Source organism: Chryseobacterium tructae (assembly GCF_030409875.1).
Taxonomy (GTDB): Bacteria; Bacteroidota; Bacteroidia; order Flavobacteriales; family Weeksellaceae; genus Chryseobacterium; species Chryseobacterium tructae.
In genome coordinates, this window is sequence record NZ_JAUFQR010000001.1 from 1,889,133 (window position 1) to 1,915,473 (window position 26,341).

Annotated in this window: 28 protein-coding genes; 20 read left to right on the forward strand and 8 right to left on the reverse strand. The window is 32.5% G+C overall.

Annotation, left to right across the window (positions count from 1 at the left end; genetic code table 11):
- The first annotated feature begins 14 nt into the window (after window positions 1-14).
- The gene (locus QWZ06_RS09290; RefSeq protein ID WP_290297453.1) at window positions 15-533 is read left to right on the forward strand and encodes a DUF2911 domain-containing protein; all 519 of its coding nucleotides are present in this window, start codon (window positions 15-17) and stop codon (window positions 531-533) included.
- 353 nt (window positions 534-886) lie between these two features.
- Here QWZ06_RS09290 and QWZ06_RS09295 read toward each other — a convergent pair whose 3' ends face one another.
- On the reverse strand, window positions 887-2,185 hold the full coding sequence (locus QWZ06_RS09295; RefSeq protein ID WP_290297454.1) for an alpha/beta hydrolase family protein: 1,299 nt from the start codon (window positions 2,183-2,185) through the stop codon (window positions 887-889).
- Window positions 2,186-2,505: 320 nt separating this feature from the next.
- Between QWZ06_RS09295 and QWZ06_RS09300 the strand changes: the two genes are divergently transcribed.
- The 10 genes from QWZ06_RS09300 to QWZ06_RS09345 all read left to right on the forward strand — a co-directional run bounded on the left by QWZ06_RS09300 (window position 2,506) and on the right by QWZ06_RS09345 (window position 12,113).
- The gene (locus QWZ06_RS09300; protein ID WP_290297456.1) at window positions 2,506-2,922 is read left to right on the forward strand and encodes a hypothetical protein; all 417 of its coding nucleotides are present in this window, start codon (window positions 2,506-2,508) and stop codon (window positions 2,920-2,922) included.
- A 14-nt stretch (window positions 2,923-2,936) separates the two neighbouring features.
- Complete coding sequence (locus QWZ06_RS09305) at window positions 2,937-4,019, forward strand: tetratricopeptide repeat protein (protein ID WP_290297458.1); 1,083 nt, start codon at window positions 2,937-2,939, stop codon at window positions 4,017-4,019.
- 333 nt (window positions 4,020-4,352) lie between these two features.
- Window positions 4,353-4,883 carry a phage tail-like protein gene (locus tag QWZ06_RS09310; protein WP_290297460.1) on the forward strand — a complete coding sequence of 177 codons (531 nt, stop codon included), beginning with the start codon at window positions 4,353-4,355 and terminating at the stop codon, window positions 4,881-4,883.
- Window positions 4,883-5,482, forward strand: a complete 600-nt coding sequence (locus QWZ06_RS09315) for a phage tail-like protein (RefSeq protein WP_290297462.1) — start codon at window positions 4,883-4,885, stop codon at window positions 5,480-5,482. The genes QWZ06_RS09310 and QWZ06_RS09315 overlap by 1 nt, the downstream gene beginning before the upstream one ends.
- Window positions 5,483-6,052: 570 nt before the next feature.
- Window positions 6,053-6,787, forward strand: a complete 735-nt coding sequence (locus QWZ06_RS09320; RefSeq protein ID WP_290297463.1) for a hypothetical protein — start codon at window positions 6,053-6,055, stop codon at window positions 6,785-6,787.
- Window positions 6,788-7,418: 631 nt separating this feature from the next.
- Entirely contained in the window at window positions 7,419-7,838 is a 420-nt protein-coding gene (locus QWZ06_RS09325; RefSeq protein WP_290297464.1) for a transposase, read from the forward strand.
- 21 nt (window positions 7,839-7,859) lie between these two features.
- Window positions 7,860-8,213 carry a helix-turn-helix domain-containing protein gene (locus QWZ06_RS09330; RefSeq protein WP_290297465.1) on the forward strand — a complete coding sequence of 118 codons (354 nt, stop codon included), beginning with the start codon at window positions 7,860-7,862 and terminating at the stop codon, window positions 8,211-8,213.
- Between the two features lie 866 nt (window positions 8,214-9,079).
- A complete protein-coding gene (locus tag QWZ06_RS09335) occupies window positions 9,080-10,039 on the forward strand; it encodes a tetratricopeptide repeat protein (RefSeq protein ID WP_290297466.1) in 960 nt (319 codons plus the stop codon).
- 227 nt (window positions 10,040-10,266) lie between these two features.
- On the forward strand, window positions 10,267-11,079 hold the full coding sequence (locus QWZ06_RS09340; protein ID WP_290297467.1) for a hypothetical protein: 813 nt from the start codon (window positions 10,267-10,269) through the stop codon (window positions 11,077-11,079).
- A 119-nt stretch (window positions 11,080-11,198) separates the two neighbouring features.
- Window positions 11,199-12,113, forward strand: coding sequence for a hypothetical protein (locus tag QWZ06_RS09345; protein ID WP_290297469.1), 915 nt, complete (start codon window positions 11,199-11,201; stop codon window positions 12,111-12,113).
- 411 nt (window positions 12,114-12,524) lie between these two features.
- Here the strand turns inward: QWZ06_RS09345 and QWZ06_RS09350 are convergent, their stop codons facing one another.
- The 6 genes from QWZ06_RS09350 to QWZ06_RS09375 form a co-directional block, all read right to left on the reverse strand.
- A complete protein-coding gene (locus QWZ06_RS09350) occupies window positions 12,525-13,487 on the reverse strand; it encodes an alpha/beta fold hydrolase (RefSeq protein WP_290297471.1) in 963 nt (320 codons plus the stop codon).
- A 132-nt stretch (window positions 13,488-13,619) separates the two neighbouring features.
- On the reverse strand, window positions 13,620-14,327 hold the full coding sequence (locus tag QWZ06_RS09355) for a LytR/AlgR family response regulator transcription factor (protein ID WP_290297473.1): 708 nt from the start codon (window positions 14,325-14,327) through the stop codon (window positions 13,620-13,622).
- A 2-nt stretch (window positions 14,328-14,329) separates the two neighbouring features.
- The gene (locus tag QWZ06_RS09360) at window positions 14,330-15,493 is read right to left on the reverse strand and encodes a sensor histidine kinase (protein WP_290297475.1); all 1,164 of its coding nucleotides are present in this window, start codon (window positions 15,491-15,493) and stop codon (window positions 14,330-14,332) included.
- A 71-nt stretch (window positions 15,494-15,564) separates the two neighbouring features.
- Window positions 15,565-16,407, reverse strand: coding sequence for a DUF5694 domain-containing protein (locus tag QWZ06_RS09365; RefSeq protein ID WP_290297477.1), 843 nt, complete (start codon window positions 16,405-16,407; stop codon window positions 15,565-15,567).
- Window positions 16,408-16,425: 18 nt separating this feature from the next.
- A complete protein-coding gene (locus tag QWZ06_RS09370; protein WP_290297479.1) occupies window positions 16,426-17,160 on the reverse strand; it encodes a CPBP family glutamic-type intramembrane protease in 735 nt (244 codons plus the stop codon).
- 422 nt (window positions 17,161-17,582) lie between these two features.
- Complete coding sequence (locus tag QWZ06_RS09375) at window positions 17,583-17,855, reverse strand: helix-turn-helix transcriptional regulator (RefSeq protein ID WP_290297481.1); 273 nt, start codon at window positions 17,853-17,855, stop codon at window positions 17,583-17,585.
- Window positions 17,856-18,093: 238 nt separating this feature from the next.
- Here QWZ06_RS09375 and QWZ06_RS09380 point away from each other — a divergent pair, with 238 nt between their 5' ends.
- The 4 genes from QWZ06_RS09380 (at window position 18,094) to gwsS (ending at window position 20,874) form a co-directional block, all read left to right on the forward strand.
- Window positions 18,094-18,255: a hypothetical protein gene (locus tag QWZ06_RS09380; RefSeq protein WP_290297482.1), complete on the forward strand. Its 162-nt coding sequence runs from the start codon at window positions 18,094-18,096 to the stop codon at window positions 18,253-18,255.
- Between the two features lie 72 nt (window positions 18,256-18,327).
- Window positions 18,328-19,320: a grasp-with-spasm system ATP-grasp peptide maturase gene (gene gwsG, locus QWZ06_RS09385; RefSeq protein ID WP_290297484.1), complete on the forward strand. Its 993-nt coding sequence runs from the start codon at window positions 18,328-18,330 to the stop codon at window positions 19,318-19,320.
- On the forward strand, window positions 19,289-19,477 hold the full coding sequence (locus QWZ06_RS09390) for a hypothetical protein (protein ID WP_290297485.1): 189 nt from the start codon (window positions 19,289-19,291) through the stop codon (window positions 19,475-19,477). Before gwsG ends, QWZ06_RS09390 begins: the two co-directional genes overlap by 32 nt.
- A gap of 296 nt (window positions 19,478-19,773) precedes the next feature.
- Window positions 19,774-20,874, forward strand: coding sequence for a grasp-with-spasm system SPASM domain peptide maturase (gwsS, locus tag QWZ06_RS09395; protein ID WP_290297488.1), 1,101 nt, complete (start codon window positions 19,774-19,776; stop codon window positions 20,872-20,874).
- Between the two features lie 83 nt (window positions 20,875-20,957).
- Here gwsS and QWZ06_RS09400 read toward each other — a convergent pair whose 3' ends face one another.
- Complete coding sequence (locus QWZ06_RS09400) at window positions 20,958-22,343, reverse strand: FAD/NAD(P)-binding protein (RefSeq protein ID WP_290297489.1); 1,386 nt, start codon at window positions 22,341-22,343, stop codon at window positions 20,958-20,960.
- Window positions 22,344-22,673: 330 nt separating this feature from the next.
- On the opposite strand from QWZ06_RS09400, the gene QWZ06_RS09405 reads away from it, so the two are divergent.
- The 5 genes from QWZ06_RS09405 to QWZ06_RS09425 all read left to right on the forward strand — a co-directional run bounded on the left by QWZ06_RS09405 (window position 22,674) and on the right by QWZ06_RS09425 (window position 26,122).
- On the forward strand, window positions 22,674-22,829 hold the full coding sequence (locus QWZ06_RS09405; RefSeq protein WP_290297491.1) for a PTS sugar transporter subunit IIBC: 156 nt from the start codon (window positions 22,674-22,676) through the stop codon (window positions 22,827-22,829).
- Between the two features lie 124 nt (window positions 22,830-22,953).
- Window positions 22,954-23,769: a flavodoxin gene (locus QWZ06_RS09410; RefSeq protein WP_290297492.1), complete on the forward strand. Its 816-nt coding sequence runs from the start codon at window positions 22,954-22,956 to the stop codon at window positions 23,767-23,769.
- Window positions 23,770-23,950: 181 nt separating this feature from the next.
- Complete coding sequence (locus tag QWZ06_RS09415; protein ID WP_290297494.1) at window positions 23,951-24,871, forward strand: alpha/beta hydrolase; 921 nt, start codon at window positions 23,951-23,953, stop codon at window positions 24,869-24,871.
- A gap of 124 nt (window positions 24,872-24,995) precedes the next feature.
- Window positions 24,996-25,919 (forward strand): alpha/beta hydrolase, encoded by a 924-nt coding sequence (locus QWZ06_RS09420; protein ID WP_290297496.1) that lies wholly within the window; start codon window positions 24,996-24,998, stop codon window positions 25,917-25,919.
- An 8-nt stretch (window positions 25,920-25,927) separates the two neighbouring features.
- Window positions 25,928-26,122 carry a cupin domain-containing protein gene (locus QWZ06_RS09425; protein WP_290297498.1) on the forward strand — a complete coding sequence of 65 codons (195 nt, stop codon included), beginning with the start codon at window positions 25,928-25,930 and terminating at the stop codon, window positions 26,120-26,122.
- Window positions 26,123-26,341 lie beyond the last annotated feature (219 nt).

The window sequence follows — 26,341 nt, forward strand, 5'->3', positions numbered from 1 at the left end:
TAAATAAAAATAGTATGAAAACAATGATTAAATCTGCTACCTTACTTTTTGCTGCAATGACGATTTCAGTGAATGCTTTTGCTCAGGATACTAAAAAACCTGCCAGCCCTCCGGCTACTGCTACGGGAAAAATTAAAGATGCAACTATTACCATTGCTTATAGCAGTCCTTCTGTTAAAGGGCGTACGATTTGGGGTGGTTTAGAAGCTTATAATAAAGTTTGGCGTGCGGGTGCCAATGAAGCCACTACTTTTGAAACAGATAAAAATATTACTGTTCAGGGTAAGCCGCTTCCTGCAGGTAAATATAGCTTTTTCTTGATTCCTAAAGAAGGTGGAACCTGGACTGCGATTTTTAACAAAGAGCCAAAACAATGGGGTGCTTATAAATACGAAGAAGCTAAAGATGCTTTACGTGTTGATGTAAAAACAAAAGCTTTACCAGCAACACAGGAAACGTTGGTGTATAAAATAAACAATAATGGATTCACAATGGATTGGGATAAAATCTCAGTTCCTGTAGAGATCAAATAAATCTCAGTATAAGAAATTAAAATCCCGTATAATTCGGGATTTTTTTTGATATTGTTTCAAAGCTTACTGGTGCAGTAATTTCAGACTGTCTATTTAATACAGATTAAGTATTTTACGTTTAAAGCTTGATCAAGAGATGCTTATGATTTAAAAAAGAGATAACTATCAAATTAAGTAAAAGACGAGCGTATCTTCAAACATTTTTATAGATGATTTGATTCGTTTGATTCAGATTAATAGATAATTACGAACTTCTTTTATATCAAATAATTATTTATAATATTATTCTACTGTGATACACTAAAATGATTCGGAATTGCTGATCTGATAAAATAGTTTTCCTGTTGCATTTTTTATTTGTTTATAAATTCAAAAATTGAATTGACAAATTCTTCTGGCTGTTTCTGCCATTGCCAATATGTATAGAGCCCGTTTTTTTGTGCATCATTCACCTTACCTTGTGTAATCATGTCGTGTCCGCAATCTTTTAGGGTAATGATCTTGTGTTTCACACCTGCCTTTGTCAGGTAAGTTTCCATTTTCTTTTTGTTCTCGACAGGTGGCACCAATACATCTTTCTCCCCGAAAATACTTAATACAGGGCATTTTATTGTACTTAAAGCTTCTTTAGGATCATACTTATTTTTTCTCCACCATAAGACATCGTCCCCGGTTTTCGATTGAGGGATGTCTAGCTGATCTATCCATTTTTCATCTTTTATTTCAGAGGCATATTTCTTAAGGGCTTCCCAGTCTTTTGCAGCATTGCTCTGAATATATTTAAAAAAAAGTCCGGAATAATGAAGGGCGGAGTTAACGGATTCTTTTGAGTATCCTTCCTCGGTCAAGGTATACTGAACTCGGTTAATATCCTGTTCGTAAAGAGAAACTGCAGGCCCTACAATTAAAACTGCAAAGCCGCAGTCGGAGACTTTATTAGCAGCCAATGGTACGATCCATCCGCCCTGGCTTGCGCCTAGGAAGCCTATTTTGGCATAATTCAGATCATTTCGTGCTTTCAGATAATGAAAGGCAGAAGCAGCATCTTCTGCAAAGTCATTAAAATCAGCCAATGAAAAATTACCTGTTGATGTACCGGTGCCACGTTTATCATAAAGTAAAACACCTATTCCTTTGCTGGCCAATATATAAGCCAGGGAATGATACCATGGTGTATTCCTGTCTTCCCATCCGGAGCGATGTACCAAAATAACATAAGGAGCAGGCTTATCGGATTTTTTTGGTTTGTACAAAACGCCTGCAAGTGAGATGTCTGCATTCGAAAATTTAATTTCTTCTTCTGTAAAGCTTTTTTCTTTTGCCTCTGTTTTTTTCAGGTGGATTCTTATCTCAGGTTTTGTATTCTTGCTTACCCCACTTAGATCTCCTGTTTTAGGATCTAAAAAACAATAGAAATCACCATAGAATATCTTTATATTTAATGTGTCCTTATTCTGCGATATTTTTTCTGGAGTCACATCCATATAACCAATTTCCGGTATATCGTAAGTGGTTTTATCATTATTAAAATCAAATGAAATTAACTGAACAGCTCCGTTCCTTGTTAGGGAACCTTTATAATGACCTTGTGGTGTTTGACTGTGCCCAATTTGGGCTATTAAAAGTAAAAGAATTAAATATAAGGGTTTCATATTTGTATATCTTTAGGTGAGTATTACTAAAAGACAAAGATGATAATTAATTAGTTACACTACCTTTAAAAAATAGTGATAACCAACTTTTTCTACATAACCCTAAAATATAGGCAATACTATGCTGTATAAATTCAATGATATTCCTAAATCAATCTTTTTAGGGAAATTACTTTTTTTACATCATATTATACTTGGAAAAGTGGAGTCTATTATCAATTATTTTAATTTATTTATTATTAAATTCATTAATATATTAGAAAAAAAATATAATTTAACATTGCTATTATATTTGCATACTCTGAAAAAATATTACAAAAATGTTATATTATAAAAAATATTATTTTTTAATATTTTGGGTACTGAGTGAATTGCTATACTCTCAGCAAAACCAAAAAGAATTAGATGTTAATTTATTACTAAAACGATCTGATTCTTATATTTATGTAGATTTTGAAAAATCACTGAAATTATCAAAGACAGCTCTGGCTAAGGCAGAAAAATTAAATAATTCTCAGAAAAGATCAGAGTCGTATCTGTATGTTGCTAAGTCTTTGATTTTTTTCAGGAGGTTTGATGAGTGTTTTCCCTATCTGGAAAAAGGAATTCAGGAAAAAGCATCTCAGAAAGATATTATATTGAAAGCATCATTCCTAAGTCTTCAGGCAAGTTATTACAGCAGAATGTCATTGCCAAACAGGCCTATAGAAGGATTAATGAAGTGCTGCATCTGTTAAAATATAGGAATGATGTGGAATCCCAACTTATTAAATCCAATATGTATATGGGACTTTCAGACTATTATGCAGAATTGGGAAATTATGAAACTTCACATTTATATATTGATAAATCAATTACAATTTCTGAAAAAATTAGTCAGATTCATTATTTTTCATCTAAGCGAATCCATAGGATGAGAGCATTTATTTATTTTTATAAAAGCAGTTTTTTTCTTGAAGAAAATAAGCCTGTTTTGGCTTATCCTTTTATTCGAAAGGCATATAATCAGGCTGTTCTTGAAAAATATAAATATATGGTTCCGTTCCATGAAATCTATGGAGATTATTACTTTAAGACTCAAAACTATCAAAAAGCTATTGATTTTTATTTAAAATGTTTAGAAGAAAAGCGTAAGTTCAAGTGGCAGCATGCTTCCGGTTTAAATACTAAGATATCTAGGGCATATAAGATGCTGGGAGATCATGAAAAACAAATCTACTATCTTGAAAAAGCAGAAAAAAGGCACAGTTTCGATTTAAAAAATGACCACAAAATTGTGGAGGGAGAAATGGATAGAACTTTAATAAAGAAACAGGTAACAGAAAGCAAATTAGTGAAAAATAATATTTTGTTTGTTGTTTTTTTGTTTTTGCTTTTTACTGTATTGTTGGTAATTATTATAGCACACCATCAAAGCGTAAAAAAGAAAAATAGTGAGCTTATGGATGCACAAAAAATGATATTATACAAAAGAGAATCCGAAATAAAAGAAAGAGAGGAAACGATTGGAGAATTACAAAGGAAGGTTAATGATTCCTTCTCTGAGCTTATTAATCTGGCTAAAAATAACTCCCCTTATTTTTTTTGCCGTTTTCAGGAGGTATATCCTGATTTCTGTACAAAAATGCTGGAAATAAATCCTATGCTAAAATCTTCTGAACTTATTTTCTGTGCCTATATATATTTAAGATTTTCAACGAAAGAGATTGCTGAATATACATTTAAAGCAATTAAAACAATTGAAAATAATAGGTATAATCTAAGAAAAAGACTAAGGTTAGCTCCACAGGAAGATCTAATGATCTGGATCAGAAAGTATATAGATGCTAGGTAGCCAATGAGGCTGTTATTGGTTATAAATGAATCTGTCTCAGTAACGAGGTAGATTTTTTTTGTTAAAATGATATCAGCTACTGGTAGAAAAAGACAATTCGAATTATTTTTTGCCATATCTGAGTTTTGACTCTTTCAATATTTTGATAATGACCATTAATGTATCTATAGAGGGATTGATGGGGGCTTCCTTTTTTTTCCTTTTTATATAAATCTCGTTCATTTGTACTTATGGTTCTTGTATTATAAACATTATTTAGAAATACAGAACATATTTGTAAGAACCTCAAAAGATCTTAGTTTCCATTTTTAAATTTAATAATTATTTAAACAAATGAAAAAGACTTTATTAATAGGAATACTGCTTTCGGCTACTCACGCTCATTCTCAAGTAGGTATCAATAATACTGCACCTAAAGCCACACTAGATGTAACAAATAGAACCGCAGATGGCAGTAAACCCGAAGGAATTATTGCCCCACGTCTTTCAGGTAATCAGATTAAAGCGGCAGATGCTCAATATAGCAATGATCAGAAGGGTACACTTGTTTATGTCACAGCAGCTGTAAGTTCACCAACAGTAGGGAGTAAAACAGCCAATATTACTACAGAAGGGTACTATTATTTTGATGGTAATTTTTGGCAAAAATTGAGCATAGGTACTTTTCCTGTAGATGCTGATATGACTAATGATGCTTGGTTAAATGATCCCACCAGCAGTATGGTAAAACTAAGCACTAAAGCTGACGGTACTACAAGGACTGCAGGTACTGAGTTTGTAGCTAAAGATAATGGAAATGTGGGAATAGGTACAAATAATCCCTCTGGGGCATTAGATGTAAGCAGTATAACAGATGGTTTCTGATGCCACGAATGACAACTGCCCAGCGAAATGCAATATCTTCACCGGCAAAAGCAACCTTAGTCTTTGATACCACCTTAAATCAATATTATTATTTCTCAGGACTGCAATGGGATCCCTTAGTTCCTGTAACAGCCAGTTCAAAAATATTTCAGATTGTCCGTAAGAATACAAACCAGACCATACCAGCAGCTGATGTTGCTGGAGATATTACTTTTAACTCATCTTCAGGACAAGGCGATGGGGTAATTATAGATGGATCTACTATTAGTCTTCCGGCGGGGAAAACATTTCTTCTTACTGGATATTTAGCAATAGGAAAAAACTCCAATAGCACACAAAGCTGGGCAAGTTATGAAATTGTGGATTCAACATCGAATAATTCTTCAGTTTGCACAGTTGCTTCAAGGGGATATAGTGAACCTTCCACGGAAGTAAGTAATGATTCACAAGGAGGCCCTGCTTTATGTATGATTAATACCGGAACCTCAATAAAAAAAATAAAACTTCGTATAACTAATAAAAGAACAGACGCTAATATAGTTACAACATCAATAGAAGATCCTTATGCAGAAACAGCAGTATTAATACAAGAATTATAATTGGAGATCTCCTAAACCATATTCAATCATCTCTAATCATCTATATAAACAATAAAAAACAAAACCGGAAATAAAAAGAAAGAAAAGATAAGGAATAAAGATTTGTGAAGTATGCCATTGATTCTTACTCCGTGCTCTTTGATTGAGTAAATGAATCAGAAGGTTATCGATGGTACTCCATGAGATGATTGTTAGTTATAGTAATTAGGAACCTGAAAAAGGTTCTTTTTTTATAGCAAAATGTGTAATTGCTTAGTGAAAAAAGGTGTAATTTTTTTTAATTGTTTGTCTTAATATATTTAAATTTTATTCTATTAATTGGTTGGTAATGAGGTTTTTTTTTAATAGAGGGTCTGATGAGGGTTTGATTTTTTTCTTTTTTTGAATGCATTTTGTTCTTTTACAATCAGCAGTTTTTAATATTGATATTCATTATAGATGTGATTTTATTATAGTGATAAGAAATAGGATGATATATATTAAAATTACCATGTAATATATCTTGTCATTAAATAGAGAATCAAAAGAATAAATTAAATATAAATGTCTTAATAATTAAAAAATGTAAAAATGAGAGAAAAAATAAATTTTAGTATTTTTTTACTGATAAGTCTATCCATATTTGGACAGGTAGGTGTTAATACCGCAACTCCTCAAAAAACTTTGCACGTTAACGGGTCTTTGCAGCTTGTAAAAGAATTGAATGTAGGAGGAACTTCTTCTACAGCCGGTTCTGCAGGAGATGCTGGCCAGGTACTTAAATCTAATGGGCCGGATGCCGCGCCTACATGGCAAAACCTTGCAGGGGTTCCAAGCTCTACCGGAACTGTGATTGTAGTGAATGGTCAGTTTCTGGTGGCCCAAGAAATAATAGAGCAAATGTCTGCTGATTATACAGAAATCGGTACAGGTCCTGCAGTTTCAATAGGAAATTTAAATAATGAAATTGTAGATAATGAAAACCTTTATACGGGTTCAGGTACTACTAATTCATTTAAAATATCAGCTGACGGTGTTTATCAAATCACAATCAATGCACAATTATCAACAACTAATGGAACATATCCAACAATAGGGATCTGGGATAATACAAATACCAAATGGGTAGCAAGAGTTAACGATCAATTTGCAGCTCCAACCGGTGGTTTACAGACTTACACTCTGCTAACCTCTATTCCTATGTTAGCCGCTAATATATATTCATTCCGAATAGCAAATACATCCAGCGTAACTATAAGACACCTAAGCTCTGGTACTACGGGCTCAGGGCCAATTACTCAAATGTCTTTGAAAAGATTAAAATAAGTAAATAATTAGATTATTTATACTCAGACATTAAAAATATCGTAGTCAGAAAATCAATTTTGTGAAAACGGGCTTATTTGTTTTTTTACCCTCTTGTCTCAAATTTTTCAAATACAAGAAGTTTATTATAAGTCGTTTAGCTTTATATTATATTTATTTTACTTTCCTCTTTTATGATGATTATAAAACATTTAACTGGTTTGCAATTTCAATAATAATTGGAGCATTGCTTTCTTTTTAATACTTGTTGGCAATAGGCTATATATTTTAAATCTCCCGATCATAATATGGTATCCCAAGACTGTGCTTGTTTTAGTAACACCCCCTTAAAATGAGTTTTTATGGTATGGAAGATTATAGAAATATTTTATAAAAAACTAAAGGTTAACTCTTTTCTTTTTATTCTATGGTGGGTTTTAATATTTGTAAATATTTGTTAATCAGTTTATTATTTTAATGAGGGATGGATGAGGGCTTCTTATTTTTCTTTTTTTTGTCAAATTATGTTCATTTGCCAGTGTAATTAACACGATGGATGATCATAAAGAAATGGTAAAGAGTATGGCTGATTTTATTATAGTTCTTTAATAGAAGTTGTTATACATATAACCATTCTAAAAAATATAAAAACATGGAAGCTTTTAAAGATATTCATATCGGAATTATCATTAAACAAAGGGTTATAGAAAAAAAAATAGAAATTTCAAGAATCTGCAGTTTTATGAAATGTTCTGAAAATAATTTATTGCAGGTATATGACACAAAAAGTATAGATACTGAAGCCCTATTGAGATGGAGTAAACTTTTAGAATATGATTTTTTCAGAATCTATTCACAGCATCTTATACTGTATGCTCCACCATCTTCAGAAATCAAAAAAGAAATTAAAACAGAACTGCCACAGTTTCGTAAAAATATTTATACCAAAGAAGTCATTGATTTTATCCTGGAAAGAATTCAGACAAATAATATGACCAAAAAAGAAGTAATGGATCGTTACAAAATACCTAAAACGACTCTTTTTAGATGGGTTGAAAAATATAGTAAATAAAAGAACTTTAATAATAATGTATTGATTAATAAGAAATTTAAACAGGATATGGGGAAATATCAACGACCTGATTTCAGACAAATTTATCTGGATATTATTACTTCTAAGCATCCAGATAAATATGATCAGTGTAAAGACCTATTAGAAAAAAGAGAACTTTTTGTAATGGATATTCTGAAGATTAATATGTTTATTTTTTCTTCCTCTGAAAAAAATAGCCAGAAATACCGGGCCTATCAAAAATCTGACATTTTGCAAATACTAGACTTTCAAAAGAAAAATAAAATAAACAACACTCAATTGGCAGCGCACTTTAAGATGAGCAGAAATACCATCACGAGATGGAAAAAGATCTACTATAGTAATGAGTGTTGAGTAAATATTCTTTTAATGAATATAAATATAGAAACATTGCATTTGAATCATCTGTTCATTAAACACAAAGCTAAATTAAAATTATTTTAACAATAAAAACTTTGCTTTATGAAAAACATTATTTTCTTACTGAGTGTCATCAGGCCATATTTTTTTGAACAGGTTGGAATTTTGAATACTTTCTCTATGGTGACTTTAGGTGATACAGATAAAAAATGAACATGATATACTTTTGATGGGTTAGCTGGATTCAAACAACGTTTTTCAATTCAGCCTATTATAAATTCTTTGATTTGAAAACGTTAGTTAAATCTACCATCACTTCAATCATACATAGGTCTTACAATCTATTATTACCTTAAATCCATAGTACTATGTTAACATATCAAAAGTTTTGTTTTCTACTATTTTTGATATTGAGCCCGCTTCTGTATCCTTTTCAAAACCAGAGGGATTTAGATATTGATAAATTACTGGAATTATCAGATGCTACGATTTTCGTAGATTTTGAAAAATCCTTGAGTTCAGCAAAAATGGCTCTATCTATGGCTGAACAGTCAGATAATTCTCAGAAAAGAGCAGAGTCTTATTTTTATATAGCTAAGTCATTAATTTTTTTCAGAAAGTTTGATGAGTGTTTTCCTTATTTGGAAAAAGGTCTTCAGGAAAAAGCTTGTCAGAATGATATTATATTGAAAGCATCTTTCCTGGGTCTTCAGTCAACTTACTATAGCAGAATGTCTCTCTTCGAGCAGGCATACCAAAAAAACTTAGAAGTGTTGAAGTTGTTAAAATCCAGACATGATTTGGAATCCCAACTTATCAAATCCAATATGTACATAGGAATTGCTGACTATTATACAGAATTGAGTAATTATAAAATGGCACATCACTATGCTGATATCTCTATTGCCATTTCTGAAAAAATTGATCTCAAAGATTATCTTTCTGCTAAACATATTTACAGGTATAGGGCATTTATATATTTTTATAAAAGCTGGATTTTTCTTGAAGAAAATAAACCTGATTCCGCCTATTCTTTTATTCAAAAGGCTTATGATCAGGCTATTTTTGAAAAATATAAATTTCTGGCTCCGTTCTATGAAACCTATGGAGATTATTATTTTAAGGTTCATAATTTCAAAAAGGCAGTTAGTTTTTATTTAAAGTGTTTAGAAAATAAACATAAGTTCAGACAAAATGCAGCTAATGTAAATGCTAAAATATCTAAAACTTATAAGCTGTTAGGTGATCGGGAGAAAGAAATCTATTATCTTCAAAAAGCAGAAAGTATGCGTACACTAGATTCGAAGAGTGATAGTAAGATTGTTCAAGAAGAATTGAACCGGACTTTGGTAAAGAAACAGACTGAAGAGAATAAATTAATGAAAAACAATACCTTGTTTATTGTCTTTATAATTTTATTTTTTACTGTTTTTTTGGTAACCATTATCGTTCATGAGCGAAGGATAAAAAATAAAAAGAGTGAGATCATTAGTGCACAGAAAATAATAATACACAAAAAAGAATCAGAAATAAAAGAAAGAGAACAAAAAATTGGAGAGTTGCAAAAAAAAGTAACTGATGCCCTCCCTGAGCTTATTGATTTGGTTAAGAATAATTCCCCTTATTTTTTTGGACGTTTTCAAGAAGTATACCCTGAGTTCTGCTTAAAAATGTTAGAAATAAACCCGATGCTAAAATCTTCTGAACTCACTTTCTGTGCCTATATTTATTTAGGGATTTCTACCAAAGAAATTGCAAATATACCTTTAAATCAGGTAAAACAATTGAAAATAATAGATATAATATTAGGAAAAGGCTGAATCTTCAGTCACAAGAAGATCTTATGGTATGGATCAGAATGTATATAGATGGAGCGTAAAGAGATTCTTGCTCTTACTATATTGGGGTTTTTAGTTTTCTGATATTTAGTCATTTATATATCGGGTGGCTAATGAGGGATGGCTTTTTCCCTTTTCTTATTAAGGATTTCATTCATTTGTAATCGAAAATGATATTAGAATTTATAATCTTCTTTAACCACAATAAAATGAAAAGAATAGTATTTTTTTTTAAGGTATTGGTTTCTGTTCCATTACTTTCTCAGGTAGGCATTAATGAAATTAACCCTAGTGCTACATTAGACATTAAATCTAAAGGAAATACCAATGGAACCAAAGCATTGGAAATAAATAACTCTAATGGGCAGGAGATGGTAACTGTTTTAGATAATGGAAATGTTGGGATTAATGTTCCTTCTCCTAAAGCGAAATTGCATACGAATGGAAGTCTCAGATATGAAAATTTACCTGTAATTTCAGGTAACTTGTCTCCTTTGGCAATAAAAGGAGATGGAACAGTAGGAACCTACGTCCCTGCACCTACCAAATACCTTTATATGACAATAGCTTCAACGGTAGCTATACCAAATTTCCCGCTTGCAGATCAAAATCAATATACCAGTATTCCTCTTACATCTGCCCAGTCAGTTACGAATACAATTAATGCGGGATTTGGTACAGATAGTTCTGTGATGTTTAACATAAATGGTATTACAAGTTCTGGATCGAATGTCAATTGTATATCATTTCCTGAAGCAGGCGTCTATAAAATAAATTTAAATTATTATACTTCCTGTACAGGAGAGCCTACTGCACATTCAGGATTTAATTTTCTGGGAATAGGCACTGTCCTCTTTAAGGCAGATGCAGGGAGTACTGTTTATAATGGCTTGGCGGTTGTTCGCTATAATGCTTTGACTATTAGAACTAATGCTGGCGAAGTGGCACCAAACTCTTATAATTTTGCACTTCCTCATAATGTTTTTTTGATTTTGAGACGACTGCTGCAAATCAAAAAATAGCTTTTGCCGTAAACTATGGTGTAGGTGATAAATTCTCATCCAACTCGTGTTCATTTGTAGATCCTCCAGGACTTCCCAATAAAGTTACTTTGAATGTTCCAAACTGTAATGCTTAAGCTATGAAAGAAAAAATCATCAGACTTACCATTTTAATATGCCTGAAAGTTTCTGGGCAGATAGGAATTAATACATCAACTCCCTCAGCAATGGTAGATGTAGTTTCTAAGAGTAATACATCAACTACTAAAGCTATGATTCTTAAAAATTCTGATAATCTGGAATTGTTAAAGGTTCTCGATAATGGAAATGTAGGAATCAATACAGGGACGTCTTCCCCTTCAACTATTCTTGACGTCAATACAGATGTAAAACATGAAAATTTACCTGTTTTAACATCCCCTTATCAAACTTTGGCTCTAGATGCTAATGGAGGAATAAAGATTATCCCTACCAAAACTCAATATTTCTATTTTAAACGCAGTGGTTCAAAATTTGGAAGTTTTTCATTGTATGATCCCAATATATATAGTAATATTCCCTTTTCTGCGGGTAGTAATGTACTTGGTAATACTATTGGGATTAGTTTTGGAAATGACTCGTCCGGGAGTATTAATGGACAATCTGTGAATAATATTGACTATTTGATTATTCCCGAACCCGGAGTTTATGTTTTTGAAATGTATCAGACTGCGACCTGTAATGGTAGCCCAAGCACCTTAGCGAATATAGGACAGATTATGGTAAATACGATTTTTGGGACTGCTGCTAGTGGCACTTCCGTTTATTCAGTGAATAACACTTTCAGAAATTACTTAACTGCAAGAAGGAATATTCATGGAAAAGTATCTGTGGAGCCGTATACTCATGCTAATCCTCAAATGTTAAGTGTCGTTTATCAAAGTACTAAACCGAATGAAAAAGTTGCTCTTTTTATTAATTATGCAGGAGGGGATGCCTTTAATACAAAATCATGTTTTATGAGAATGCCTATTAATAGTGATAATTTTGGTTATTTAATAATGACCAAGCTTTAAATGATTCAATCAGGAAACTGTCATAACGTGGGCTACTCATTTTGATAAGGTTCTAAAGACACAATATTTTTTTATTTTGAAAACTCCTGTCAATTTTCTTCAATTTGTCATAGTATGACAGGAGTTTATCAAAGAATATGAATTTCTTTATTCATCGAAATTTAGAAATTATCCTGTATCAGATTATGTGTCAATTTTTTGTAAATGATGACATGAAATACATAGATTTGAAAAAGATGTCAACTCTGAAGTACGTACCTTTAATTGTTAGTACGTTCAATATCTTATTCTTGAATTGAAAAACAACAATAATATATAGAAAGATGAAAGAAAATATTTCCCTTACAGCTGAGATAATATTTTTGTCTCTAACCTGTTTGGCTTTGAGGATAGTATGCTTCTACTTCCTTGTTAAACATTCTGCTGTTCTAACCATTTTAAAATTGCCTGGGTCGTTTCTTCCGGCTTTTCCTGTTGAATCCAATGGCCACAATCCAGACTCACAACATCCAGATTAGGAACAATATTTTTTAGATTTTCAGATTTTGGAATGGTGTCCTGTTCTCCATATATCATAAGAGTCGGCTGATGAATGATTGGGGCTACATCTGCCATCAGGTGCCAGTTTCTATCAAGGTTCCTATACCAATTTATACTTCCTGTAAATCCTGATGTTTCGAAAGCAGAAACAAATACAGCCAGTTCGTTGTCTTCCATTAAGGGTTCTCCCTGTGGATTTTCTGTTCTTGCAAGATTGATCATTAGCATTCCCGGTTCTGGAGGTGCTGGCGGTATATTTTTACGGAATATGTTATGGAAGAACTGAGAGGTGTTTTCATTCATTATAGCATCTGCTACTCCCGGTTGTCGATTGAAGTGAACAAAATAGAAGTCTCCTCCAAATATTGCTTCCATAAACTCAATCCATGGTTGTTCTCCACGCTCTTGATAAGGCAAAGCCAGATTTATTATTTTATTTACCCGCTCAGGATGCAATAGTGCCAGATTCCAAACGACATTTGCTCCCCAATCGTGGCCAACAAAAGTGGCATTTTCATATCCAAAGTGATCGAGTAGTGCGACCAGGTCACCTGTCAGATGTACAATATCATATTCAGTTACTTCAGCCGGATGGGATGAGTTGCCATAACCTCTCTGGTTTGGGATGATGACATGATAACCCGCTGCAACAAGTGCTGGTACCTGATGACGCCAGGAAAAAGCATGTTCCGGAAAGCCGTGGCAGAGTACGATAGGTTTTCCCGCATTTTGTTTACCTGCTTCAAAAACTTCCAGTTCTACACCATTGACTGAAATAAGAGTGGGGTTGGGAAAATTAGTTAAGTTAGACACTAAGTTCATTTCGTTTGTCATTTTATTTTAATTAATGATGCAAACTTACACCCGTATAGTGACAGCAGCGTGTCAGGAGTCAAAAATAAATGAGGATAATTATACATAGTTACCTAAATGAGATCTGTTATCTTCTTTCAGTATGTTGAATAATTATCTAATCCCCAAAACCTGATACAACTCCTCTTTCTTATTCAGGGCAATAGAAATGTTTTTTCCATTGGTTAATTCAACCATATTTCCATTAAGACTTCTGATGGCTTCCAGATTAACAATGAATGATCTCTGAACCCGGAAAAATTTGGGTAAAGCCAGAACTTCATCCATGGATTTCAACGTGGCAAGAGTGGTGTAAGATTCATTATTAATAACGATTTTCAGATAATCTCCTTGCGCTTCAACATAAAGGATTTCATCTAAAAGAATCTTCGTGAGTTTCCCGTCTGATTTGATGAAAATCCGGTCAGAATTAACCTGATGAACCGTTGAATTTTGTTTCAGATTGAGATAATCTTTTGCTTTATTTACAGCTTTTATAAAACGATCAAATCGAACAGGTTTCACCAGATAATCAGTAGCTCCTGTTTCGAATCCGTCCAAAGCAAAATCTCTGTGAGCCGTAATGAAAATAATAACCGGTGGATTTTCCAACGTCTTGACCAAATCCAAACCATTGATTTTTGGCATCTGAATATCACTAAAAATAATATCCACAGAATTATTTTGAAGAAACATAAGCGCTTCCACAGAATCTCCAAAAGAATCAGTTAATTCCAGGAATGGAATTTCCTTAACGAAATTCTCAATAATTTCTCTTCCAATCGGTTCGTCATCCAATACGACACAACGTAATTTTTCCATCGTTATAAGTTAATTTTTAGTTCAATTCTGAAGCTGTTTTCCAAAGTTTGGATATTCAGAATATGTTGGTTCGGGTAGAGTAGTTGTAATCTCTTTTTGATGTTTTTCAGCCCGATTCCCCCAAACTCTTTTTTGATTTCTGCTGGGTCAATATCATTTTCCAAAACAAAATAAAATAGGCCATTTCTGATTTCGATTTCTTGTTTGATGAACTGATTTTGAGAGCTTCGTAAACCATATTTAAAAGCATTTTCTATAAAAGTAAAAGTCATTAGAGGCGCAATATAAAGTCCGGAAATTTCATCTTCTCCAGAGATTTCCAACTGAATGTTTTTATCTTTTGGATAACGCATTTTTTCGAGTTCAAAATAATTTTTGATGAAATCGATTTCCTTTTCCAGCGCTACTTTTTCAGAATTAGATTCATAAAGGGTGTAGCTCATGATGTCGGAAAGGTTAAGGATCACTTCTGGTGCAAGGTCATCTTTCTTGACACTAAGACCATAAAGGTTATTCAACGTATTGAAGAGAAAATGCGGGTTCAATTGCGATTTCAGAAAGTCTTTTTCTATATTGATATTCTGGATTTCAACTTCTAATTTTTGTTGTTGTAATTCCGTAGTTCTGTTATAAATTTTGATGATTTCCAACAAAATCTTAACGAAGAAAAATGGCAGCATTGAAAAGATGACAAGAACTGAATTGGCGACAACTGCCTTTACATTTATGGCTTCCATCAAGCTTCTGGAACCATTTCGCTTGATGATGTCTTTATAAACCGGAAAATTGATTTCGAAGCCTAAATGATAGTAAATTTTAAATATAAAATGATTGACTGTCACCCAAATGTAAATCAAAACCGGTATACTAAGAATCAGTAAGACAACAGATACCTTTCTGTTTAACAGAAGTATTTTCGGAACTAATAAGTAAAAGAAGGCGTAGAAAACAACCATATTGTTTACTGCATTTCTTATGGTCAAAATAACGCTGTCAAAAACAGGCAATTTGAGTTCCCAATAATAATTAAGATATAGCAAAACCGAAAATACAAACCACATCAGAAAATGGAAAATTATTTTGGGACTTTTGTTATAGAATTTCTCAAAATCCACTAAGAAATTTTGATTAGCAATAATTTCGATCTGTTTCTGTTCTGTGTGCATTTTTCTTTTGTTGAAAGGCATTTCAAAAATAAGCTTTTGAGATTAGAATTAATAACCGGATTGAGATTATTCTACAAAATATCACCCACTTCAATTACATTAAAATTTTCATCATTTTCAAAAAATTCTTTGAAGATGGCAGCATGTCCGGTGCCGACCAGAACAAAAATATTCTTAGCTTTAGGTTCCAGCTGATTCTGAATATTAGCATACATGATCAGGTTTCTTTTGTACCAATCTGCAACCAGATTTGAACCGAAATATTTACCGTCAGAATTGATTTTGTTAGCCATAGAAATATAAAAACCTTTATTCCTAGCCAGATCTTCTTTTTCATTGAAGCAAATGAAAACATCCCTTAATGATTTTTTTTCCATACATCTATTACTTGATTGGGTCATTTTGGCTAGTTCTTTTTCAAAAAGTACCTTTGTTTCATTCTTTGAATACATTTCTTTCTTAAGGATATCCAATCTCATTTCTATAAGGCTGTCGATTGGGTAAATCTGTTTGATATGGGCTCTTTTTGCTAATCTGAAAGCCAGTTGAGAGGTTTCTCCTTCTATATAATATCGCTTATACCGTGGTTTTTTTACAGTGTCTGTAAACTTGCTGTATTGATTATTGAGATACAGTTGATACTGGTTGTTTAAATCATCTTTTTTATTAAAATTACTTTCCACAAATATCTGATCCGGTTTGAATTTTGAAATAATAGATTGAGTGATTTGATCCAGATCTTTCTGGTTTTCTGGAGTTAAAATATTGCGTTCAGCATTTTTGACGGCATCACTTCCCGGATTGTTAAAATGATAGGTTCCTAATAACAGAACATTGATTTTTTCCTGAGAAAAACTAAAGCTGAAAACGAATAAAACAATAAGTAGTGAAACTTTTTTGAGTGTGATAAGCATAATTATATATTTTTAAAATTAAAGAATTCTGATAATAGCGTTCATTAGGTTGATTACATTGTGACCCACAACAGGGTAGATAAGATTTCCGGCGAATTTTCTAAGAATTCCAACGCTTAAAGATGAGATCAAGGTGAGGTAAACAATCGTGATAATATCGAACTTGAATTGATGATCCGAAGTCAAAACAATGCCATGAGCAACTCCGAAAAGCACTGTCACAATAACAAATGACCAACCGAATTGGATTCCTTTGAAATTCCAATGGGGTAAAAAGACTTTGTCAAAAATCCATAGATAGATTCCACGGAATAATAATTCTTCCGTCAAACCTGGCATTGTGGCTTGAAAAACAAATGTTTCCCAATCAAATTCCCCGCCTTTTGGAAATAGAATGAGTTTGAAAATAAAATCGAAAATCAAGAATCCCAGAAAAACGAAAATTCCGTATTTGATTTGACTTTTTGAAGTAGTGGAAGTCGTGAATCCAATTTCTTTTCTGTCATTTTTATTCACGAAATTGATGACCGATAAAGACAAGATTAAACTTAGAAGTTTTCCAACCCAGGCGAACTTTAATCCTAAAAAAGGAGGAATCAATTCTTTGCTGAATATCTGTAAATAATTATCAGCTAAAAATAGAGCTAAGAATAACAAAAGAAATTTCAGGTTTCCTTTTTTAGATTTGAAGAAAGCTAGAATGAAAATTGGCGATATGAGCAGAAGCCAAATGAACGGAGTAAATAAAGACATAGTGATCGTTTTAATTTCTGATTCAAAAGTAGAATGGAGAGAAACGAATTCAAATCAAAATCGGTGAAAGAGAAATTTTATCGGTTAGAATTTTATTTTCTTCCGATGAAAGAAATTTTATTTTCTAATGATTCACATTTTCTCAGCAAGGATCAATGTTAGATTGTGATGACGTAAATAATAATGTAAACTGTGGTAACATTTTGTCTGCAAGCTATACTAGAGAAGCTTGGATCCATTGTCTATAAGGCAATAGGTTAGTCAAATAGTGTAAACTAAGACTAAAACAAACTATATTTTGGTATTTCAAGAACTGGAAATTGATTAAAAATATCTTTAAAAAAATAGCGCCACTTGTTTTAAAGTGGCGCTTTCTAGCTTTTTATAAAATTAAATTTCTGTCGATAATAGCTTAAAAAAATCTAAATACTCTCCTGCAAACTGAGTGCTTTTAGTTGTAGTTTTAAGATTTCTATCTTTTTTTGTATTACAAGATATTGACTAGTATATTCTTCAAAAATTTCTTCTACAGAAACATCCAACAATCTGGCAATATCTACCCATTCTTGATCTGAAATTTTAATTTTTCCTGTTTCTCTTTTTTGATATTGAGTCTGGCTTATTTTAAGGTAAGTTGCAATATCTGCCTGCGTCATTTTTTTTGCTTTTCTTACAGCAATTAGCTTTCTATTCATGGTTTCGTGAAAAGTTTAGTAAAACGAAAGTATACAATTTTTTTTAAACACAAAATAATAGGCTATAAAAAGCTATAATTTTTACTTTTTTGTGTGAATTATGTGTAATACATTTGAAAAATCTGATACGGAGAAATATCTTTTTGTATGTGTACAGTGCAGAAAGATAAACGCTGATCAGTAACCCATATCAGGGTTTGTATGACAAAATTATTATTAAAATCTTAAAAATTATTTTATGAAAAAGAAGTTAGAAAGCTTAAAGCTTAAAAAATTCAAAATGCAAACAGTAAAAGGAGGAGGAAGAGAACCAGAATTACCAGATGCTGAAGATTCTTATAAAGCTGAAAATAGCTATACCGGAACTCAGTATGTTAATGACACTGTTAAATATGACTAGAATCCAAGGTAAAAACTAAAATAGGCTATTTGTATTTTTATATACAAATAGCCTAATTTTAAGATTGACATTATGATAATTATTTTTAGTAAAAATTACGGTGAGAATACAACAGATAATGTTTTAAATTGGTTGTATCATCATAAACAAGACAATGAAGTAGTAGTTAGAATAAATGGTGATGATTTACTAAATAAAGACTTTTATATTGATATTTCCAATTCCGAATTTAATTTTAATAATCAAAAAATAGATAATCAAATTGTAAATACGATTTGGTTTAGACGCACTTTTGATGAAGATTTTTTAAATATTGAACCTAAAATTTTTAATGAATTTCATAATAATAAAACTCTTGAAAATCATTTATTCTCCGAATTAAGAACTATATATAATTTTCTAGAATCGTTTTTAGAAAGTTCAGTCTGGATCAATAAATACAGTCAAAGTTTAAATAAGTTGAAAACGCTTAAACTTGCTGAAAAACATGGTCTCAATATTCCAGAAACCTATATAACTAATAGAATAGAGATTATTAACAAATTAGCAATAGAAAAAAATCTAATTACAAAGCCTATAAGTGATGCTGTAATGCTTTTTGATAATGATTCTCATTATATGATGTATACAAGTGAAGTAAGTGAAATTAAAAATGAAGGCCACATTTTTCCTACCAAAGTTCAAAGTAAAATAGATAAAAAATTTGAACTTAGAATATTCTATATAGATGATGTTTTTTATTCTATGGCAATATTTTCTCAAAATGATAAGAAAACTAAGGTAGATTTTAGAAATTATAATTATAAGAAAAGTAACAGAAGTGTTCCCTATAAACTACCGATAAAGATAGAATCAAGTTTAAAAGAATTGGTTAAAGAATTAGATCTGAAAACTTGCTCGATAGATATGATCGTTTCAAAAGATGAAGAGTACTATTTTCTTGAAATAAATCCTGTAGGACAGTTTGGAATGGTTTCCCACCCATGTAATTATCATTTAGAAGAACAAATGTCATTATATATATTAAAAAATCATGAAAAAAATAACAACGAAATTAAAAAATAAAAAACTTCCTCTTTGTTATTGGAATATACAAAAAGAATTATCAGATAAAAAATTGGGTGATATACCGGCAATGATGTTTTCTAATTCAGATTTTTATCAGACAAGAGGTTATACTGTTGAAAGGTCTAGAATAGTTATCTCTAAAATTATCGGTTAATTGTGAAAAATAATATTTTTTTATTGCAAACTTTTTGTTTAAAAAACCAGTAACACAAAATTAATTTTAGAAAAGAAATATTGGAAGATATTTCAAAAGCCTATCCTTAAGATAATATGCTTATCTGATAGATAGACAACTATATGGATGAAAATATGAAATGAAAATTTGGCAAACAGCTATAATGTAAAGCTGATACAAAAAAATAAGGGTCATATCCAATAGAAGACATGAAAAATACAGATTCTATAAGATATGAATATTATTTGCCAAATAAAATATGTTAATACAATAAGATGACTTATTTCAATAGATTTGCTTGTTGCTTGGTGAGTTACGGGCATACAAGAAGCATAATTTGCGATACACAAAGAAATAATTACTACCTAATTCCAAATTCTCTCTATACTTTACTTATTGAAGAGTTCCCCAATTTTTCCATTGAAGAAATTTATGACAGTTATGGAAAAGAAAATGAAAAATACTTAAAAGATTATATAAATTTTTTATTAGCCAATGAAATAGGGTTTATAGATAGCAGAATCATAGAAGAACTCATTCCTCTAAACTTAAATTATAAGGTTGCTGAACCCATTTCCAGTATAATAATTGATGTAAGTAAAGAATCTTTTTTTCTTGAAGATTCCGTTCACATTGCACAATTTATCGATACCAATAGAGTAAAACAATTACAAATTAGATGTTATGATGTCATTGATTTAAATATGTTTTTTAAATTTTTGAATAATCTATCCAGAACTACTCTAAAAGGTATTGAAATCATTCTGCCTTATGGGATAAAATTAGGAAATAGGTTGCTCAATAAAAACATGATTAAGTCAAATGATAAAATTAATAGACTGATTTATTTTGGATGTGGTAAATATAAGCAGGAGAAATATATGAATAGAATCATAACTTATGTTGAAGATAAAATTATAAATCAAAAAAGTTGTGGATTGATTTCTTCAAAATATTTTAATTCTAATCTCGAAACATATACTTTATCCAATAGCCACAACTCCTGTCTCTACAAAAAAATTTCCATAGATTCTGAAGGTAACATTAGAAACTGCCCTTCCATGCCTCAAAGTTTCGGGAATATTAAAGATATTACCTTAGATGAAGCAGTATCCCATCCTGATTTCAAAAAATACTGGAACCTGACCAAAGACAACATAGAAGTTTGTAAAGATTGTGAATTTCGATATATCTGTACAGATTGTAGAGCTTATACGGAAAGAACTCATACTAATTCCGGAGGTTTAGATACTTCAAAACCTTTAAAATGCGGATATAACCCATACACCAGTGAATGGGAAGAATGGAGTACCAATCCTCTTAAAGAAAAAGCAATCAATTATTACGAAATGCAAGAATTGGTAAAGGAAATATAATACAACCATTGAGGGGAAAATTTCCCCATTTTACAACAATCCGATGCCAAAAAGTGCTGTTCTATTTGTTGATGTGGAAACAATCAATGCTCTATCATTGTATTTTTAAAAATCTTCTCTATGTCTAGGGCTATTTTTCTTGCCCCATAACTTGTTGAATAAATAGAGTTTGCTGTAAACACATCTCCCTGAACAATTGAACCGTTTGCATATAATGGAATATCATTTCTCAGACGATGAGTCCATTCATCAATTTGCACACCACCATTACCATTGAACGTAAGTAAGTTCTTCTTTGAAAGACTCGATAAAAGTACATCGTTCTCTGCGGATTGAAGTCCTGTTGCATTGACTACAACATCGTATTTATTTATATCAGCTGTCAAAAGCTCGCCTGAACTTAGCATCATTAATTGGTTATTGTGAAATAATTTCAAAACAGTGACAGCATTACCCAACGGCATCGAGTGAGCTATCCGGCCAAACCAGGGATTAACCTCTCTATTAAATCTTGTTTTATCTTCTGATGGTAATGATGGCCAGACATAATTGAGTCCGTCAATAAGATCCATCAATATATTTTCCCAGATGTTACGGTTTTCCTGGCAATTCCGGATATCCTGCTCCAGTTGTGTACCACCACTATTCCCATAAACAGCAATTATATCTCTTAATACCATTCCTTTTTTTGAAAGATAATCTTTAAACATCTCTAAAAAACAAGTTATTCGGGAGTAATTATTTGGAAGATTTTCAACAGCCTGTTGATATTGTTCTAAAAAAAAACGTTCACTTGGTTTTATCACATGATGTCGAACGGAAGGGAACAACTGGCTCTGGGAGTACACATCTATACGCCCTTTGTGGCCACTTTTTTCCAGATGAACCAATGTATCGACAGCGGATAACCGGCTGCCAAGTATCAGAACTGAAGACGTTTTGTCAATTTTGGTTAAGTTCGTGGCGGGGTAAGGTGAAATGATATTTTTGTGACGCACTATTACTGGAGGAGGAGAAAACTGCAAACCAGTAGTGATAATCACGCTATCATAGCAGATAGTCCGTTTATTGTAAGTAACACATAATTGTCCTGAATGATTTATGCTAATATCATTAACTGTCTCTTTATAAAAATTAACGTTGGCACCATTCTTTTTTGCAAGTGTAAATTCGGATTCTAAAAAATAAACAGCCAGGTCACGGGAAACCACATCACCCGGCTGAACCTGTACTTTCTTATTTTTATTTATATAATCAATAAATCCATCAGGGTTGTCCGGATCAATAAAACTAACCCCCACGCTTGTATTTAATAACATGTTCCCTGAGTGAGTGTTAAAAGATCTTCCACGAAATGGAGTTCCGAAGTCATAAAGATCTATAGATAAAAGTTTATCCTTTACTTTGTTACAAATAGCAGTAGCGGTAATAACACCAGCAGGGCCGGCACCAATGATTGCAATGTTCATATTAATAATTTTGTTTTTGATTTAGTCTATTAAAGATAAAGCTATATTTTTTAATTATAAATTATTTTATTGCGTGTTTAGTCAGATAATGGAATACGCATATGACACTGTGCCTACTGTTTTTTTACTGCCTCCAAAGCCATTTACATTTGATCAGTCTTGGCTTTCTGCTGTTAATGATTTCTTTTTTCTCCTTTACTTTCTTTCTTAGTTATAGTTTGGGGCGAAATATAAAACTGCGAACTGAACTGCCTGATCTTTCTTTGGACTTGAATCAAGCATTTTCAAAAATATTATTAAAGAAAAGTAACCGAAAAACTAATAAGAAAAATGAATTTCATTGATAAAAATGTTTCAGTTGAGCAAGCAATTATTCTTCTTGCCAAGAATGGAATTCAGGTAAATGAGAAGGAAGCTAAAATTATATTGGAATTACTATATTTAGTATCAAAAATTTATAATAAGCCAAAAGAGAAAAAACACTAGAACCTTAATGGGATTTCAAACCAAGCGTCAATGCCGAGGATATTTCTGCTATATTACTTTTAGACTATTTATTTCAGATTGATTAAGGGTTTTGTATCAAAGAAATCAAACCATAAACATTAAGGTGATAGACGAATTTGACAAAAATATTGAAGAGTATTTTAAGAAGAATGAAAATTTGACCGGATTACCTTCGGTAGCTTATTTTGCCCAGAAAAGTTTCCTTTCTCCCAACTATTTTGGGGACCTGATCAAGCATTTTACAGGAAAAGCACCTATTGATCACATTCATGACTATGTTATATTACAAGCAAAGGATAAATTAAAGGAAACCAATAATTCAATAAGTGAAATATCTTATAGTTTGGGATTTGATTATCCCAATTACTTTGCTCGCTTTTTCCGTAAAAAAAAACCGAGCTTTCACCCAAAATATTCAGAAATCAATCCATTATCAATGAAAGCAACTCATAATCTCATCATTTATTTTTCACACTCCGGCAATACACAAAGGATTGCGGAACTTATTGAAAACAATATAGGAGCTGATATGCTGGTTATAGAAGCTGTACAGCCTTATCCTGAAGGATTTCAGGCAGCAGTTGATGAAATGTCACGCCAAAACAAAGGAAAAATACTTCCGGATTTCAAACAAGTGAATATTGATCCCCAACAATATAATCGGATTTTTTTTGGATATCCTGTATGGGACAGCAGGCTTCCTCCTATAGTAAGAACATTTTTGAGAGACCATAATTTCAACGGATGTACAATTATTCCCTTCAATACCCATAAGGGATTTGGTACCGGGAAAAGTGTTAATGAAATTAAGGAATTTGCCGCAGGAGCAAAGGTTAAGGATGCGTTATCCATTAATGAAAAAGAGATTGAATCTGCAGCATCTATAGTAAAAACGTGGCTTAAAGAAATCAATAAATAAAAGACTATCCGGAATACCTTTTAAGTCAGATTTTTTTTAGAGATAAAAATGTTAAAGATTCTTAATCTGTAAAATGTCTCTTTTATTGAGTAAAATGTCTCCTTTTAAAAGACTCTTCTCTTTTTACCTTTGACCTATCAAAAAGAACAATAATTAGTATAATACATAAAATTTAGAAATCATGTCACAAGAAAAAATCACTATCAAAAATGGTAACGGGCAAGGAATTATCTTATCAGCAATAATCAACTTTCCTGAAGGATTTGATCAAAACAAAAAATACCCGGCAGTAGTAGTATCTCACCCAGGGGGAGGTGTTAAGGAGCAGACTGCAGGTTTATACGCAGGAAAACTAGCAGAAAATGGATTTGTTACCATTGCTTATGATGCCTCTTACCAGGGAGAAAGTACAGGAGAACCACGTCAGCTTGAAAATCCTTATGTAAGAACAGAAGATGTAAGTGCTGTCGTAGATTACCTGACAACACTTCCTTATATAGATACAGACAATATCGGAGCAATGGGTATTTGTGCAGGAGCAGGTTATACAGCCAATGCAGCGATCAATGATCATAGAATCAAAGCTGTAGGTATGGTAAGTGCTGTGAATATCGGGTCTATGTTCAGAAACGGTTGGGAAAACAACGTAAAAGATGCAGATGCACTTCCTTATCTTGTAGCAGGTTCCAATGCCAGAACTGCAGATGCAAAAGAAGGAATCCAGAGCATTCCTTTGGCACCAATGAAAGAAGAAGATGCTCCTAACGAAGAATTGAGAGAAGCATGGGAATATTACCATACAGACCGTTGTCAGTATCCTACAGCTCCAGGATTTGCTACAGCAAGAAGCTTAACTCAAATTATCTCTTATGATGCCTATAACAAAGCAGAGGCTTTCTTTACGCAACCTTTATTAGCTATTGTAGGAAGTGTAGCAGGAAGCGCATGGATGAGTGATGATTTACTTAAAATTGCAGCTACTGCTGATAAGAGAAAATATATTGTTGAAGGAGCCAATCACATGTCATTATACGACAGAGAAAATTATGTGAACGAAGCCGTTTCACAATTGGCGCCTTTCTTTACTGAAAAATTAGCTTAATAAGAAAAAATTCCGAGATTTTCTTACCAAATAAAGGTCTAGATTAAATAGTAACAAAATGTATCCCGCGTAGATACAGGTAGTCTAGCACTGAATCTAAAATTTTTTAAAAAAATAAAACATTATGAAAAAAGTAACTTTCAAAAACATAGCTTGGGATAATGCTGCAATACTGCAATTCCCGGCAGATTTCGATCAGAATAAAAAATATCCGACAATTGTAACCATGCACCCGATTGGTAGTTGTAAAGAACAGACAGCAGGAAATGTTTATGGGAAAGCACTAGCTGAAGCCGGTTTTGTTGTCTTGACATTTGATGCTTCCTTCCAGGGAGAGAGTGGAGGTGCGCCAAGATACATTGAGAATCCATTCCATCGTACAGATGATGTGCGCTACGCAATTGATTACTTAGAAACATTACCTTATGTAGATACCGATAAAATCGGAATTTTGGGAGTTTGTGGTGGCGGTGCTTATTCTTTGAACATTGCGATGACAGAACGCCGTATCAAAGCAGTAGTTTCCATTACAGGAGTCAACTTTGGACGTTTATTACGGGATGGTTTTGCAGGAGGAAGTCCGATGGAAGTATTGAATAATGTCGCTGGGCAACGTTCTACGGAAGCGAAAGGAGGAGATTTATTGACCATCAATATGTTACCGGAATCTGTTGAAGCAGGAAAAGCAGCTGGAATTGAAGACATAGATGTACTGGAAGCAACAGATTATTACAAAACGTCCAGAGGACAGACAACAGGTGGAGCCACCAGCGCCGTATACTCAAGGATGGGAGTAGGAATGGGATGGGATGCTTTTTACTTATCTGAAACCTTACTAACACAGCCTATTCTGGTAGTAATTGGTGACAAACCTGGTGGTTTCGGAGCTTATAGAGATGGATATGAAATCATTCGTCGTGCGGCATCTGATAAAAAAGAATTACTTGTTGTAGAAGGATATTCGCATTATGATCTTTATGACCAGCCTGAGCCCGTAAGACAGGCTTTGGAAAAAGCGATCCCTTTCTTTAAAGAAAATTTAGCATAAAAAGGGAAATGAAAACATTTTCAGAAGAAGAAATTGAAGAAATGGGTTTTATCCCGGCTCCCAATGAATATTTTACAGGTAAAGCCTGGTTGAAAAATTATGTTTTTCCGGATGATAAAACCGATGCTTATGTGGGAGAAGTATTGTTTGCGCCAGGTACCCGTAACAATTGGCATACCCATGGTAGCAATCAGATTTACTGATTCGTGAGGGAGTATGTTATTATCAGCAGGAAGGCAGTTCCGTTCAAAAAATTGAAGCCGGAGGTTTTATCAATATTTTACCAGGTATTAAGCATTGGCATGGAGCCTCACCAGATGGCTTTATGATCCATACTGCCATCGGAATCAATGCGGAAAAAGGTTTGGTAAACTGGATGGAACCAGTATCGGATGAAGATTATAATGAAAAGTAGAATTTTT

What these genes read in the sequence shown, in the direction of transcription:
- QWZ06_RS09325 (WP_290297464.1), top strand. Translation starts at nt 7,419, where the DNA reads ATGGAAGCTTTTAAAGATATTCATATCGGAATTATCATTAAACAAAGG.
- QWZ06_RS09340 (WP_290297467.1), top strand. Translation starts at nt 10,267, where the DNA reads ATGAAAAGAATAGTATTTTTTTTTAAGGTATTGGTTTCTGTTCCATTA.
- QWZ06_RS09345 (WP_290297469.1), top strand. Translation starts at nt 11,199, where the DNA reads ATGAAAGAAAAAATCATCAGACTTACCATTTTAATATGCCTGAAAGTT.
- QWZ06_RS09295 (WP_290297454.1), bottom strand. Translation starts at nt 2,185, where the DNA reads ATGAAACCCTTATATTTAATTCTTTTACTTTTAATAGCCCAAATTGGG.
- QWZ06_RS09315 (WP_290297462.1), top strand. Translation starts at nt 4,883, where the DNA reads ATGCCACGAATGACAACTGCCCAGCGAAATGCAATATCTTCACCGGCA.
- QWZ06_RS09300 (WP_290297456.1), top strand. Translation starts at nt 2,506, where the DNA reads ATGTTATATTATAAAAAATATTATTTTTTAATATTTTGGGTACTGAGT.
- QWZ06_RS09365 (WP_290297477.1), bottom strand. Translation starts at nt 16,407, where the DNA reads ATGCTTATCACACTCAAAAAAGTTTCACTACTTATTGTTTTATTCGTT.
- QWZ06_RS09390 (WP_290297485.1), top strand. Translation starts at nt 19,289, where the DNA reads ATGAAAAAAATAACAACGAAATTAAAAAATAAAAAACTTCCTCTTTGT.
- QWZ06_RS09350 (WP_290297471.1), bottom strand. Translation starts at nt 13,487, where the DNA reads ATGACAAACGAAATGAACTTAGTGTCTAACTTAACTAATTTTCCCAAC.
- QWZ06_RS09405 (WP_290297491.1), top strand. Translation starts at nt 22,674, where the DNA reads ATGAATTTCATTGATAAAAATGTTTCAGTTGAGCAAGCAATTATTCTT.
- QWZ06_RS09360 (WP_290297475.1), bottom strand. Translation starts at nt 15,493, where the DNA reads ATGCACACAGAACAGAAACAGATCGAAATTATTGCTAATCAAAATTTC.
- QWZ06_RS09310 (WP_290297460.1), top strand. Translation starts at nt 4,353, where the DNA reads ATGAAAAAGACTTTATTAATAGGAATACTGCTTTCGGCTACTCACGCT.
- QWZ06_RS09380 (WP_290297482.1), top strand. Translation starts at nt 18,094, where the DNA reads ATGAAAAAGAAGTTAGAAAGCTTAAAGCTTAAAAAATTCAAAATGCAA.
- QWZ06_RS09370 (WP_290297479.1), bottom strand. Translation starts at nt 17,160, where the DNA reads ATGTCTTTATTTACTCCGTTCATTTGGCTTCTGCTCATATCGCCAATT.
- QWZ06_RS09355 (WP_290297473.1), bottom strand. Translation starts at nt 14,327, where the DNA reads ATGGAAAAATTACGTTGTGTCGTATTGGATGACGAACCGATTGGAAGA.
- QWZ06_RS09320 (WP_290297463.1), top strand. Translation starts at nt 6,053, where the DNA reads ATGAGAGAAAAAATAAATTTTAGTATTTTTTTACTGATAAGTCTATCC.
- QWZ06_RS09400 (WP_290297489.1), bottom strand. Translation starts at nt 22,343, where the DNA reads ATGAACATTGCAATCATTGGTGCCGGCCCTGCTGGTGTTATTACCGCT.
- QWZ06_RS09375 (WP_290297481.1), bottom strand. Translation starts at nt 17,855, where the DNA reads ATGAATAGAAAGCTAATTGCTGTAAGAAAAGCAAAAAAAATGACGCAG.
- gwsG (WP_290297484.1), top strand. Translation starts at nt 18,328, where the DNA reads ATGATAATTATTTTTAGTAAAAATTACGGTGAGAATACAACAGATAAT.
- QWZ06_RS09290 (WP_290297453.1), top strand. Translation starts at nt 15, where the DNA reads ATGAAAACAATGATTAAATCTGCTACCTTACTTTTTGCTGCAATGACG.
- QWZ06_RS09425 (WP_290297498.1), top strand. Translation starts at nt 25,928, where the DNA reads ATGAAAACATTTTCAGAAGAAGAAATTGAAGAAATGGGTTTTATCCCG.
- QWZ06_RS09420 (WP_290297496.1), top strand. Translation starts at nt 24,996, where the DNA reads ATGAAAAAAGTAACTTTCAAAAACATAGCTTGGGATAATGCTGCAATA.
- gwsS (WP_290297488.1), top strand. Translation starts at nt 19,774, where the DNA reads ATGACTTATTTCAATAGATTTGCTTGTTGCTTGGTGAGTTACGGGCAT.
- QWZ06_RS09415 (WP_290297494.1), top strand. Translation starts at nt 23,951, where the DNA reads ATGTCACAAGAAAAAATCACTATCAAAAATGGTAACGGGCAAGGAATT.